This window comes from Flavobacterium sp. GNP010 (genome assembly GCF_056428945.1).
The window spans coordinates 83,542-95,643 of record NZ_JBWJVK010000007.1; the positions used below are offsets into that span (position 1 = coordinate 83,542).

The 12,102-nt window shown below is 37.4% G+C and carries 18 protein-coding genes; all 18 read left to right on the top strand.

All coding sequences use genetic code 11. The features are described from left to right. Window positions 1-42 precede the first annotated feature (42 nt). Window positions 43-378: a hypothetical protein gene (locus AC061C_RS04380; protein ID WP_478290193.1), complete on the top strand. Its 336-nt coding sequence runs from the start codon at window positions 43-45 to the stop codon at window positions 376-378. Then, window positions 375-863, top strand: a complete 489-nt coding sequence (locus tag AC061C_RS04385) for an N-acetylmuramoyl-L-alanine amidase (RefSeq protein WP_478290194.1) — start codon at window positions 375-377, stop codon at window positions 861-863. The genes AC061C_RS04380 and AC061C_RS04385 overlap by 4 nt, the downstream gene beginning before the upstream one ends. Next, window positions 850-1,362, top strand: coding sequence for a hypothetical protein (locus AC061C_RS04390; protein WP_478290195.1), 513 nt, complete (start codon window positions 850-852; stop codon window positions 1,360-1,362). The genes AC061C_RS04385 and AC061C_RS04390 overlap by 14 nt, the downstream gene beginning before the upstream one ends. Window positions 1,363-1,385: 23 nt before the next feature. After that, window positions 1,386-1,937, top strand: a complete 552-nt coding sequence (locus AC061C_RS04395) for a hypothetical protein (RefSeq protein WP_458554115.1) — start codon at window positions 1,386-1,388, stop codon at window positions 1,935-1,937. Further along, window positions 1,937-3,091 (top strand): DUF2586 family protein, encoded by a 1,155-nt coding sequence (locus tag AC061C_RS04400; RefSeq protein ID WP_478290196.1) that lies wholly within the window; start codon window positions 1,937-1,939, stop codon window positions 3,089-3,091. The genes AC061C_RS04395 and AC061C_RS04400 overlap by 1 nt, the downstream gene beginning before the upstream one ends. Window positions 3,092-3,094: 3 nt before the next feature. Next, window positions 3,095-3,535 carry a hypothetical protein gene (locus tag AC061C_RS04405; RefSeq protein WP_478290197.1) on the top strand — a complete coding sequence of 147 codons (441 nt, stop codon included), beginning with the start codon at window positions 3,095-3,097 and terminating at the stop codon, window positions 3,533-3,535. 57 nt (window positions 3,536-3,592) lie between these two features. Beyond that, complete coding sequence (locus tag AC061C_RS04410) at window positions 3,593-4,012, top strand: hypothetical protein (protein WP_478290198.1); 420 nt, start codon at window positions 3,593-3,595, stop codon at window positions 4,010-4,012. 169 nt (window positions 4,013-4,181) lie between these two features. Continuing rightward, window positions 4,182-6,056, top strand: coding sequence for a tape measure protein (locus tag AC061C_RS04415; RefSeq protein WP_478290199.1), 1,875 nt, complete (start codon window positions 4,182-4,184; stop codon window positions 6,054-6,056). Window position 6,057: 1 nt separating this feature from the next. Next, window positions 6,058-6,696, top strand: a complete 639-nt coding sequence (locus AC061C_RS04420; protein WP_458566527.1) for a DUF6046 domain-containing protein — start codon at window positions 6,058-6,060, stop codon at window positions 6,694-6,696. A gap of 2 nt (window positions 6,697-6,698) precedes the next feature. Further along, entirely contained in the window at window positions 6,699-7,685 is a 987-nt protein-coding gene (locus AC061C_RS04425; RefSeq protein WP_478290200.1) for a hypothetical protein, read from the top strand. Further along, window positions 7,686-8,177, top strand: coding sequence for a hypothetical protein (locus AC061C_RS04430; protein WP_458554126.1), 492 nt, complete (start codon window positions 7,686-7,688; stop codon window positions 8,175-8,177). Next, complete coding sequence (locus AC061C_RS04435; RefSeq protein WP_458554127.1) at window positions 8,174-8,392, top strand: hypothetical protein; 219 nt, start codon at window positions 8,174-8,176, stop codon at window positions 8,390-8,392. The genes AC061C_RS04430 and AC061C_RS04435 overlap by 4 nt, the downstream gene beginning before the upstream one ends. 1 nt (window position 8,393) lies before the next feature. Further along, window positions 8,394-8,687: a hypothetical protein gene (locus AC061C_RS04440; protein WP_458554128.1), complete on the top strand. Its 294-nt coding sequence runs from the start codon at window positions 8,394-8,396 to the stop codon at window positions 8,685-8,687. A 1-nt stretch (window position 8,688) separates the two neighbouring features. Then, window positions 8,689-8,985 (top strand): hypothetical protein, encoded by a 297-nt coding sequence (locus tag AC061C_RS04445; RefSeq protein ID WP_458566522.1) that lies wholly within the window; start codon window positions 8,689-8,691, stop codon window positions 8,983-8,985. Continuing rightward, entirely contained in the window at window positions 8,985-9,824 is an 840-nt protein-coding gene (locus AC061C_RS04450; protein WP_458554130.1) for a nucleotidyltransferase, read from the top strand. The genes AC061C_RS04445 and AC061C_RS04450 overlap by 1 nt, the downstream gene beginning before the upstream one ends. Beyond that, entirely contained in the window at window positions 9,814-10,296 is a 483-nt protein-coding gene (locus AC061C_RS04455; protein ID WP_478290201.1) for a hypothetical protein, read from the top strand. Before AC061C_RS04450 ends, AC061C_RS04455 begins: the two co-directional genes overlap by 11 nt. Continuing rightward, window positions 10,293-11,129: a hypothetical protein gene (locus AC061C_RS04460; RefSeq protein WP_458554132.1), complete on the top strand. Its 837-nt coding sequence runs from the start codon at window positions 10,293-10,295 to the stop codon at window positions 11,127-11,129. The genes AC061C_RS04455 and AC061C_RS04460 overlap by 4 nt, the downstream gene beginning before the upstream one ends. A 4-nt stretch (window positions 11,130-11,133) precedes the next feature. Then, a complete protein-coding gene (locus AC061C_RS04465; protein ID WP_458566519.1) occupies window positions 11,134-12,096 on the top strand; it encodes a hypothetical protein in 963 nt (320 codons plus the stop codon). The last annotated feature ends 6 nt before the right edge of the window (window positions 12,097-12,102 follow it).

Here is a 12,102-nt window from a genome sequence, read left to right on the forward strand (position 1 = left end):
AAGGCTGTCCCTGATGGCAGCCTTTTTTTTAAACCTACAACTGTGATTGAAATATTTAACGACATCATGGATTTTATTAAAAAATATAATCCCTACATACTGGGCGGTGCTATAGGTTCTGTCATTCATAGAATGAGAAATGAGATGTCCTGGAGTGCTTTTATAAAATCGGTGGTTGTTTCGATATTCATTTCTATATGTGTGGGTATCGCTTGTAAAGACTACTTAAAGATTGAAAATGAAAACATCATTTTCGTGGCTTGTGGCTTATCAGGTACCTTTTCTAAACTCATCCTAGATGAGATTGAACAAATTTTAAAGCTAGCCTCGGTTTATGCCAAAGTTAAGTTGGGAATCACCAAAAAAACAGACGAATGAGAACCGCAAAAGGAATTAAGTATATCGCGATTCATTGTTCAGCTGGGTTTGGCAAACTTGCTTCAATAGAAGCCTTTTGGAAATCCAAAGGATGGCAATCAGCAGGTTATCATAGATTGATTGACACTAACGGAACCATTCATAATTTATTGGATTTTGACAAAAATTCAAATGGCGTTTTAGGCTTTAATTCTCAAATTATAAATATCTGCTACATAGGAGGTGTTGAAAACAAGGGAACGCCAAAATCACCAGTTTGGAATGCAAAAGACACCCGTACTGAAGCTCAAAAAGTAGCACTCGAAACTTGTATTAAAGAGGCTCAAGAATGGCTACAAAAAAACAAAAACACTAACAAAATTATCATTCAAGGACATCGAGATTTTTCCCCAGACAAAAACAAAAACGGAATTATTGAAAGTTGGGAAAGAATAAAAGAGTGTCCCTCATTTGATGCAAAAAACGAATACAATGAAAAATTTTAAACTCAAAAATCTGTCCATACTGTTGTTTTTTTGTTTGTTGGCCACAACGCTGGTAGCTTGTAAAAGCGCTAGCGTTGTACCACCAACAACAATTGAAACCACGAATACAGTTACTAAAACCGAAGTCGTAAGAGATACGGTTTTTAAAATCCAAAAAGACAGTAGCTACTACAAATCCTATTTGGAGTGCGTCAATGGTAAAGTGGTTTTTAATCCAAAGGCAAAGCCCGAAAGTAAAAAAGGCAAACACCTAAAGCCTCCAAAAGTCAACATCAAGGACAATATAATTACAGTTGATTGCGAAGCTGAAGCACAGGAACTATTTGCACAATGGAAAGATGTTTATATAAAAGAGCACCAGCAAAAAATTGAAAAAATACCCTATCCCGTCCCAGCTCAATTGTCATATTGGCAAAAGACACAAATCATACTAGGGCGGTTATTGATCTTAATTGCCGTATTGATCGGTTTAGGATTTGCCTTTAAAAATCGAATTTAAAAACCATTTAAAACCATTTTAAAATGTCAAAAGATAAAGCAGCTGATTATTTCAGCAGACACCAAAATGACGAATGTCACATCACATCAGATGGACGTGTTTTTCACACCATCGGATCAGCTCAAAGTTTTGCCGCTGGATTGAAAGATGCCAAAATCGATTCTTTTAAAAGAACTGATGTTGAAAAAGAAACTAGCGAGGACTCACAAAATCAAGATAAAGAATCTCGTTTTAAATCTCGTGTTGATCGTTTAATTGCTCTTGGTTTTGAGAGAAATGTAGATGTTTTTGCTCAAGCCGAAAAAGGAGCTTCTATCGATGCTACAGCAGTTTATGAAATTACAGATGAAGAGTTTGAAACTGGCTTAAATCCGTTAATTGTTAATGTTGCAGGAGAAACAAAAACAATAGCCTTAGAGTTGTTGAAAGCCTTTGATCCTGCTACGGCGACTTACGAGGATGCTAAAGTATTAGTTAACTCTTTAGCGCTGGAAACTCAAAGCAAAAAAAAGGAGGATTTGTTTGCTGCAATTGAGGCTTTCAAAAAAACTATTAACCTAGAAGTTCAAGAATAATGGCACAAGGAACTGGAACGCCTAAAGTAAACGTAGAAGTTACTAATGGCAACCTACAACGTCAAGCACAAGTACTGGATGGCGTTGCAGGACTCGTAGGAACCTCGGTTTCTAAAATTGGTGAAATTGTAACGGTATTCAATTACGATGATGCAGTTGCAAAAGGTTACACGATAGGGACCGAACCATTTTTGAACAAAGCAATTCAATTGTTTTATCAAGAATTGGGAGGAAATCAAGCCTTAACCATTCTTGGTGTTGAAGACACCATGACATTAACGCAAATGGTTACTGCAACCAATGCAAATGGATTGAAAAAGTTATTGAATGCTACTCAAGGAGCTATTACAATGGTAGGGTTAATTCGTAAACCTAGTGTAGCTTACGCAATGGTACCTGATCACTTTTTGGATAAAGATGTCGAGGACGCCTTATTAGCCTCCAAAGCATTGGGTCAATACCAACAATTAATTAATAAACCGGTTCGAATGCTGATTGAAGGTAGAACCAACGATTTAACTGCTGAATTGTTTGAACCTAATACTGTTGAAAATGGTTATGCTGGAGTAGTTCTAGGAAGCAACCTAAACGATGGTTCTGGTGCGGTTACCCTAGCATTGGCTAGAGCGGTTAAATACCCATCTCACGTAAAATTGGGTAACGGTCAAAACGGAGCTTTGACTATTCCACAGGCTTACATTGGCGATAAGCCACTAGAGGAATTTTACCCAGAGGAATTGGACGCCTTTGCTAATGCGGGTTATATTATCATGCATCGTCGTGATGGTGCGGCAGGATATTATTTTGCACGTGACAACATGGCCTCTACTGATGATTTTAGAATCTTGGTGCATGGTAGAATTGCTGACAAAGCGCAACGTGTGGCTGTAGCTACTGCAACCCCATTACTTGAAACAACAATTCGTGTTGAGGATAATGGTCAAGTAAATGCTACTGATGCAAAGCATTTAGAAAACGAAATCAGTCAACAAATTCGCTCTCAAATGGCTGGTCAAATTAGTGATGTAGATGTTAACGTTCCTACGAATGTGGACATAATAAACACAAGCACTGGAGAGATAGAAGTAAAAGTGTTGCCGCTAGGTTATTTGACTTGGATTCGAGTGACGATAGGTTTAACCGCTAATTTATAAAAGATGTCACAAAATGTAAATATCACCTCAGACGAATGTGCATGGTCCCGATTTGAGGTAAAAATATTGGGGCGAACCATTAAAGGACTGCGAGGGTTTGGCTTTAAAAAAGAAGTTGAAAAAGAGCATTTATATGGTGCTGGTGACGATCCTATCGACATCATGTCTGGTAACAAGAAAGGTACCGGAAGTATCAAGGTTTTAGGTTTTGAAGCCGATGCCATGAATAAAGCCGCTAGAGATGCAGGATTTAGTGACATCACAGATGTACCACACGAAGCCATTGTTATTACTTGTGCTTTCAAAAAAAGATTGATTGATCCAGTTAAAACTTATGTAGCCTCTGGAGTTGCCTTTACTGAGGCAGGAACCGATCTTGAGCAAAATGCCAAATTTAGAGAAATTACATTGCCTTACCTGGCAATGAACGTGATCTTACCTTAAAAAAAATCCCCTCTTCTGGAGGGGATTAAATCAAAAAAACATCAAAAAAACAAAAAAATGAAAAACAATGTAATTCCAGCGGGTGATCTAAAGTCCGCATTTGCAAATAGACAGGCAAAAGAATCCGAAAAAACAGCACCGTCTAGTGATTTATCTGACAGTAAGGCGGCATTTATTGCTCGTTTTACTCAAGAGAAATTAGATAAATGGAAACAAGAACACGGTGGCCGTGAGTTGATCTGTTTGAAAGTGGAGAGTGATATGGCCGTTTTACGCCCTGTTACCGCTGATGATTTAGGCGATTATATGACCGCAATAGGTAGTAATGGTATGAGCAAAGCCGTTGCTTACATTATGGAAAAATTATGGCTCGAAGGCGATCACCCATTGATTGAAGACGAAGACAAATTCATTGCAGTATTCTTGCAAATAAACAACATCTTGGAAGGGAAGAAAGCCGAGTTTTTTCGCCTTTAGTGATAAAGGTATAAAAGACTGTCAAGAACAAAAAGCAGGAATTGATTACTTGATCGTATACGGCAGTATGAAGTTTGGAGCAAACGCAATAAAGGAATGGGGCGAAGAACTGTTTTTTTATCGCACCGGAATAGCACTAGAATTGGCTAAAAAAGAAGGTAACTAAGACATGAATAATACGATTGAATTTGTTTTAAAAATGCGCGATATGATGAGTTCGAACATAACGAGAGTTGGTTCGGCCTCACAATCGGCATTTAATAGAATGGGCCAGTCTGTTGATCAAGTTACCAGGAGAAATCAAGTTTTAGGAATGAGCTTTAACGAGCTTCAATCTAGAATTAGAGAGGTTGAAAATATCATTTCAAGAAGTACCATTCCTAGCCAAATAGCCGCAGCGCGAAGAGAGCTTGCCGGTTTGCAAAGAATGTCAAGCAATCACGCTGGCAATGTTGGCGGTTCTAGCCGTAGTGGTGGAATCGGTATAGGAGGTGTTGCAGTAGGTTCTATGATTGGAGGTATTGCAACTGCTGGTGTTGCAATGGCAGGCAGTGGTTTAGGTTCAATTGTTCAAGGAGCCATGAACAAAGAAACTAACATCAATGGTATGTCTACTTTTTTAGGAAAGCAGGGAGCCAATACGGCGTATGCTAATATCGAAAAAGATGCTGAAGCTACACCATTTGACACACAATCACTGTTAGAAGTTAATCGTTCCTTAATTTCGGCTGGAGCCAATGCTAAGGCTGCAAGATATGACAGCATGAACTTAGCGAATGCAGTTGTAGCGGTTGGTGGTACGAGCGACACACTAACTAGAATGGCAGCTAATATGCAACAAATAAAAACGGTGGGTAAAGCTACCGCAATGGATGTGCGTCAGTTCGGTATAGCTGGTATTAATATTTACGCTTTATTAGCAAAAAGTACAGGTAAAAGTATTGACCAAGTCAAGGAGATGGATGTTACTTATGAGCAATTATCAGCCGCTTTATCTATGTCAGCATCAAAAGGAGGTTTATACTATGGAGCTCTAGAAAATGCACAAAACAGTATGCAAGGAAAGTGGAGCAATTTCCAAGAAAAAATGATCAATACACTTGCAAGAATAGGCGTTGCATTTATGCCCTTGATTACAGGAGCGCTTGATATTGGCACCGCTTTTTTAACTGCTGGAAGTTATATCGTTGAATTTGCAAATTGGATAAACTCAGGCACCACTAGTGCTAATATTTTTATTGTTACTCTTGGTGTTATTGGTGGCGCATTGGTAACTTATCAAGCTATAATGGCAGTGCTAGCAATTAAAACTGGTATTGTTACGGCTGCTCAATGGTTGCTAAATATAGCTATGACTGCAAATCCAATAGGCATTGTTGTTGTTGCTATAGGGGCTTTGATAGCTGGACTTGCAATTGCTTACAATCGTTTTTCTGGATTTAGGTCAATGGTTGACGGTGTTTGGGGAGTGTTAAAACAAGTAGGTAGTAATATCATGGGGATGTTTAGCAAAATACCTAATATGATTATAGAGGCTTTTACTCAAATTCCCAAAGCAATTTTAAAAGTATTCTCGGGAGTTGGTAATTTGTTCAGTGCTATTTTTAGTGGAAACTTTAAAGCCATACCCGGAATATTATCTAGTATAGGAGGCAATCTATTAAAAACAAACCCTATTACAGGTTTTGCAACAAACGTTTTTGCAGAGGCAACAAAGGGAAGCGGAACAGCATATACTAAAGCAAGGAACCAATCATTGCTTGATAGCAAGGTTGCTAAAGCGAGAGCCGATAAGGAAGCAAAAGTAAAGGAATCACAATTAGGCTCAGGCGCAGCAGTTATGGCATCAAATAATGCCTCTAGTCAGTCAGCAGGTGCCACGGTATCGGGAGCGGGTCCTAAAGTGATCAATATTACTGTAGGGAAGTTTTTTGACAACTTACAATTTACCACTTTGAACGCTGGCGAATCTGCTAATGAGATTGAAAAAATAGTAATGGAGTGTTTTGCGCGAGTAGTGTATAACGGTTCAAAAATGGTTTAAAATGAGTACAAACACGGCATTTGATCTGTATAAATTATACAAGACGTATTTTAATAATTCGCCTTATTTCATTAATCCAGACGGCAACACCAAACCTATTACTGAAGAGATAGGTTATTCCATCACAACGGAAAATTCAAGACCAAAAGGCAGTATTGACTATTCAAGTAAAAACATTGCTTTTAATAAAATTGGGACTTACGGTCAGGATATTTGGTTTCCGATAACTTTCAAGTCATTTTTTGTTGAAAACAATAGATTAACTCCTATTGAGATTGAAATCGAAGCTTGTACCGTAGGCGTAAACATGATGAAGGAAATCATTAGAACACCAGTTAGTGAACGCAAAGGAAAAGTAAAAGAATGTTTTGCCATTGATGACTATCGTTTTTCAATAAAAGGCTTTTTGATTGGTAAAAACCGAATGGTTCCCGAAGATCAAATATTAAAATTGAAAGACATTTTTGAAACAACTGAGCCTGTAGAGCTACACGGTGGTTATCCTGAAATATTTTTAGATAAAAACTGTAGAGTTGCTGTTAGTGCTTTAGACTTTCCAGAAGTACAAGGAAAAGCACCATGGATTCGACCGTTTACAATGACTGTAGAGACAGATTATATTGAAGACTTAACTTTTTAAATATGTTTTACCTAACCAGCGATATCACTATTGGAGGCTATCCAAATATAAAACCTTCAAAGGTTACTTGGAAAACGGATGTTAACAGTTTTACAGATACATGCACTATTGAGCTACCTAGGATTAAATATTTGAATAATACGAAAACAGTAACAGTTGACATTCAAGAATCCGACAAAAAGCCTCAGTATCTTTTTAAAGAGAATGACAAAATTAGTATTGCTCTTGGTTATGATGGCAAAAACACAAAACGCTTTGAGGGATTTATAAAGCGGGTCAATATGGGCATTCCAGTAAAGATAGAATGCGAAGGTTATAGTTACTTATTATATGATGTGATTTTTAATAAAAGTTACTCGAGCGTCACGGTTAAACAATTGCTTACTGATTTGTGTTCTGGTACAGGTATAGTTTTATCGTCTGAAATTCCAAATATTCCATTGACGAATGTAAGGTTTAAAAATGCTACTGGTATTCAGGTTTTAGAATGGTTAAAAAAAGAATGTCGGTTAGCGGTTTATTTCAATTTTAATGAGCTGTATGTAGGTACACAGTTTGGTAAAAAGGGCAAAACAATAAAGCTTCGATTAGGTTGGAATACCGTTAAAGATGATGATTTTAAAAAGCGAATCGTTGATAAAAATGTTCGTGTAGTGATCCAGGAGAAAGATGGAAAAGGAGAAGTAAAACGCACTAAATCGGATACTGATAAATACAGTAATGAAAAAGCTGTGAAAATAAAAGCGGGTATTCCTGCTGATTTACTCAAGCAAATTGCAAACCGATTGCAGACAAAAAGTAATTATAACGGTTACGAGGGTAATATAACAGCATTCCTAGAACCCGCCTCCAATAAGGGTGACATAGCCGAAATTGACGGGTTTAAATATCCTGAAAAATCAGGTTCGTTTTTTATTGAAGCGGTATCGGGTGAGTTTGGAACTGCTGGAGGTAGGCAAACAATTGAATTAGGATTTATAACACAGTAAATGGCAACAGCTGAACAAATACGAGAAGGCTTTAAAGCAATGGCTAAAAGTGACGGTCCTGCCGTGAGTAACATTGCTAAGGTAAAATCAGTAGATGAAACAAAGGCAACCTGTGTTTTAATTGATGAAGACGGACAGGAGTTTTTTGACGTTCGACTTCGCCCGGTTCTCACAGGTAACAAAAGTTTTATCCTGGTGCCAAAAGTAAGCAGTTATGTATTGGCCGTTCGTGTGGAGGATGATGAGGATTGGATGGTTATTGCTGCCGATGAAATTGAAAAGATAGGCTACTATATTGGCAACACAATATTTGAGCTAACAGATAAAGTACATGTTGAGGCTGGTGGCGAAAATTTAGCCAGTTTAATTGATGATTTATTTACAGCTATTGGTAACATGGTTTTTACAACCAACGTAGGACCTACGATTAAGCTAGTAAATGAAGTTGAGTTTCAAGAATTGAATACAAAATTTAAAAAGCTTTTAAAATGAGTTTAAATAAAGCAGCACTTAAAAATGCTTTGATTGAATTGTTTACTGCTGAGCAAGAAGAGGAGCAAAATGCAAGTCAATCTATAGAACGATTAGCTACAGGTATTGCAAATGCTTTTGAAGCTTTTGTAAAATCTGGACAAGTTAGTGTAAATGTAACAACAACAGGAACGGCAACCAGTCAAACAGGTACCGGAACCGGTAATATAAATTAATATGCCACAAGACATTCTTTTATCAGAAAGTTTAGATGTTCAAATAATTGATGGGGATTTTTTTGTAGGTGAAAGTACCGCACAACATCAAAAAATTTTGATTTTAAGCGATAAGTGCGAGTTTAAAGAGGTTCCTATGAGAGGTGTTGGAGCTCTTAGATATTTAGAAGATCAAACGCCAGAGAATCTAGCCAGAGAAATTAGACAGGAATTCTCAGTAGACGGAATGAATGTAAATAAAATACAAATTGCCCCTGACCTGACAATAGAAGTTGAGGCAACTTACCAAAACTAAAATGATAACAGCTCTAGTATTACAAACATGGTTTGACATTGCAATACAAAGCACCGGAAGCGTTGTAAATGCTTATGCAATAGCAATGGCAAATGGTCGCTCAGTAACCGATCATATAATCGCTGGAGAAAGTATAGTGATTCCTCAGGGAATCGAAGTTTTGAAAAGAGAAATTCAATTTCTTGAAAGCAAAAACATCATTCCAGCAACAGGTATTACAAACGACAATTTAGAAACGATTAACCCAACATTGGGAATAGGAACAATGACAATAGGAACCACATTTATAGTAAGATAATGGCGCGATCAATTCAAGTAATACAAAACGAAATCTTTGCTAACATCACAGCAAATGAGAACTTATCCTCACTAAATTCCACTAGTAAATTTGCCATTTTTAGACTATTCGTGTTTGCAGTTTCTTTTTCAATATGGTTATTAGAGGCGCTTTTTGATACGCATGAGGCAGAAGTCACAACCAGGTTAGCAAATCAAAAATCAGGTCGACTGTCTTGGTACAAAACAATGGCTTTACAGTTTCAATATGGTTTTGACCTAGAGACTGATAAAGATTATTTTATAAACGGAGTCGCTACTCAAGAAGAGATCGAAGCCTCTAAAATCATCAAGTATGCTGCAGTCAATGAGTCAGATGCTGAGAAACGTGTTATCATAAAAATTGCGGGTGAAATAGATGGCTTACTCTCTCCTATAACACCAGGTCAAAAAGAATCTTTTGAAGCTTACATTAAAGAGATCAAGTGGGCAGGAACTGATACGACAGTGATCAATTATTTACCAGACAGGCTGTTTTTAAATATTCAAATAAAACGAGATGCTCTTGTGCTTGATGCTAATGGAATGAGCATACAAAACGCAAATAATCCAGTAAATGAAGCTATACAGGAGTTTATGAAGGAACTGCCATTTGATGGTGATTTAAGACTTTCAGCATTGGTTGATAAGATGCAAGCGGCACCAGGAGTTATAGACGCCACTCTTTTAAGTGCTGAAAGCTCATGGATAAGGCCAGAGTTGAACGGCTATGGAACTCCACAACCAATTTACATATCAAAAGTCGCTGAAAGTGGCTATTATGAAGTTGTAACATTTGAAAATATAACCTATGTGGTATGATATAAACTGGCGCGTTTTTACGATCAATTTATTGCCTACTTTTTTAAGGAACCTGATAGTGGTAAATTTTGTGCAGGCACTTATAGCCCCCGTTGAAACCCTTTATGATAAGTGGTTTAATTTTCGGGTAGATAATGTCTATAAACTAAATAATACAGGGCAGGTTTGCTTTTTAAGAGGCACTTTGAACGACAAGTTTGATCCAGTTCAAAGGCGTATTTACATAAGTGATGGACAATTTTTTGACACTACTTACATATACACCGAAGCTGAAGGGCAAAATGTAAACGTGAGGACTGAAATGGAAGAGCCAACGCTATGGCTTAGAACCGAAAGCGAAACGGCAGACACGGGGCTTGATTTTATAGTTTTTGTTCCTACTGAACTAGCAGTCTCACAAGAATTTGGATTAAAAGCGCACATTGATTTTTATAAAGCTGGCGGATTTAGATATACAATATTTTTAATATGAATTATACAAGTTTTAATCAAACAGGTGGTTTTCCTTTAAAAACGGAACGATTGCAGGAACTACAAACTGCTTTCGAAATTTTTCAAGCCTTTGGAGAATTGGCGGGCAACTTAACAATCATATCGGGTTGTGAGTTGGTAGGCTCTACCATAAAAAAAGGCGTTGTTTATATCGATGGCGAACCTTTAGAATTTAGAGAAGCTGCCGTTACAGGAACTTCGGATGTAATCATTATCGAAGAGCCCGTAAATCGTGCTTTTGAAAATGGTTCAGTAAAGCAAGTTCACACCTTTCGTTATGCCACATTTGGAACCTCAGAAACATCGTGGCCGTGGTCAGATTTTAAGCGTATCGATCCAGTTGTACAGTTAATGGTTCGACTTGAATCGCTTGAGAAAAAAACGGCTGTTTTTCAGTCTGGTGGGGGTATGTTATTTTGGAATAAACCCGCAGCTGATATTCCTGCAGGTTGGCAAGAAGTGGTTGACTGGCGCGGTCGAATGCCTGTCGGGCTTGATGAGGATCAAATCGATTTTGAAAATATTGGTAAAACGGGGGGGGCAATTAAGAAAATGCTTTCGGTTGATGAGCTACCACAGCACAGCTTTTTCATGTTTTCTAACGACATAGTAGATGCGGGAGTCGCACTTACAGGAAATAATTCTCCAGTAAAGGAAGGTTTTAACGCAGGCGGAGATGGAAACCAGAATTACCGAATTAGAAGCAGTAGCAATGCTCCTACAATAGGTAAAACAAATACAGTGGGTGCCAATCAAGAATTTTCAATACTGAACCCATATAGAGTAGTATTATTTATTGAATATATAGGATAAAATTATGGCAACATTAGCACAAATATATGACTGGTTTATGACTGGTAAAAAGCCTACACAAGCCCAATTTTGGGCTTCGTGGGGTAGTTTTTGGAACAAAAGTGAATCAATACCGCAAAGTGCAGTATCGAACCTTAGCTCTACTCTGAATGCAAAGGCTGAAAGGGAACAATTTGAATTGCATAAGCAGGACGCAAACGCACATCCTGATCTTTTTGCCGCAGTAAAAATATCGGGTCGTTTTTTAATCAATAGAAATAACCTCATTTTTTTTGCGGATGAACCTACAGCGGGCGATACTGTCACGGGTATGGTTGAAGGTGAATATTTAAATGCTGGAACTTTTTACGGGGGCAACTTTGAGCAACTTAGTAGCTATGTTGAACCTAACTTAATTGGACGCATATTGTCTTATTCAAATGGCTCAATATCAGTTGAAGTAAATGAAGGTATAATTTCTAGGCTTAATACATCAGGAGGTCCAATCTGTAATGTGAGAATTACAACTCCAGATGGAACTATTTTTGAAGATGCATTATACTCATTTGAAGAGCGATTAAGCAACCCCATAAATACATTTTTACAAGGAAGTTTTCCTTTCGGGTCTGTTTTTGTTTTGTACGATCCATTAAGCGAATTTGAGGATTCTTTACCTTTTGTATATGAACAAAGCGTGCCGGTTTTTACCGATCTTACTTTTGATATTGTAAATGTTTCTCAAGAAACTGGCATTGTGCTTAATGTGCTCTCCGGCACCGATAAAACAATAGTCAATAAACTAGTTCATTACTCAGAGTTTGGAGATTTAAGAAACACATATTTTTTTAGGTTAGATCAATTGCTATTTGTCGAAAGTAATGGAATTGAAACTTATAATTTTTATGGTTTTGTGCCCACTTACGGACAAATAAACATAGAAAATAACGAAGGAAGAAACGTGTCAAACCTTTTTATAATATCTATATAAAACAAA

Coding starts and splice junctions, on each gene's coding strand:
- AC061C_RS04400 (WP_478290196.1), top strand. CDS start 1,937: ATGGCACAAGGAACTGGAACGCCTAAAGTAAACGTAGAAGTTACTAAT.
- AC061C_RS04395 (WP_458554115.1), top strand. CDS start 1,386: ATGTCAAAAGATAAAGCAGCTGATTATTTCAGCAGACACCAAAATGAC.
- AC061C_RS04440 (WP_458554128.1), top strand. CDS start 8,394: ATGCCACAAGACATTCTTTTATCAGAAAGTTTAGATGTTCAAATAATT.
- AC061C_RS04430 (WP_458554126.1), top strand. CDS start 7,686: ATGGCAACAGCTGAACAAATACGAGAAGGCTTTAAAGCAATGGCTAAA.
- AC061C_RS04410 (WP_478290198.1), top strand. CDS start 3,593: ATGAAAAACAATGTAATTCCAGCGGGTGATCTAAAGTCCGCATTTGCA.
- AC061C_RS04465 (WP_458566519.1), top strand. CDS start 11,134: ATGGCAACATTAGCACAAATATATGACTGGTTTATGACTGGTAAAAAG.
- AC061C_RS04460 (WP_458554132.1), top strand. CDS start 10,293: ATGAATTATACAAGTTTTAATCAAACAGGTGGTTTTCCTTTAAAAACG.
- AC061C_RS04390 (WP_478290195.1), top strand. CDS start 850: ATGAAAAATTTTAAACTCAAAAATCTGTCCATACTGTTGTTTTTTTGT.
- AC061C_RS04435 (WP_458554127.1), top strand. CDS start 8,174: ATGAGTTTAAATAAAGCAGCACTTAAAAATGCTTTGATTGAATTGTTT.
- AC061C_RS04405 (WP_478290197.1), top strand. CDS start 3,095: ATGTCACAAAATGTAAATATCACCTCAGACGAATGTGCATGGTCCCGA.
- AC061C_RS04425 (WP_478290200.1), top strand. CDS start 6,699: ATGTTTTACCTAACCAGCGATATCACTATTGGAGGCTATCCAAATATA.
- AC061C_RS04385 (WP_478290194.1), top strand. CDS start 375: ATGAGAACCGCAAAAGGAATTAAGTATATCGCGATTCATTGTTCAGCT.
- AC061C_RS04420 (WP_458566527.1), top strand. CDS start 6,058: ATGAGTACAAACACGGCATTTGATCTGTATAAATTATACAAGACGTAT.
- AC061C_RS04450 (WP_458554130.1), top strand. CDS start 8,985: ATGGCGCGATCAATTCAAGTAATACAAAACGAAATCTTTGCTAACATC.
- AC061C_RS04455 (WP_478290201.1), top strand. CDS start 9,814: ATGTGGTATGATATAAACTGGCGCGTTTTTACGATCAATTTATTGCCT.
- AC061C_RS04415 (WP_478290199.1), top strand. CDS start 4,182: ATGAATAATACGATTGAATTTGTTTTAAAAATGCGCGATATGATGAGT.
- AC061C_RS04445 (WP_458566522.1), top strand. CDS start 8,689: ATGATAACAGCTCTAGTATTACAAACATGGTTTGACATTGCAATACAA.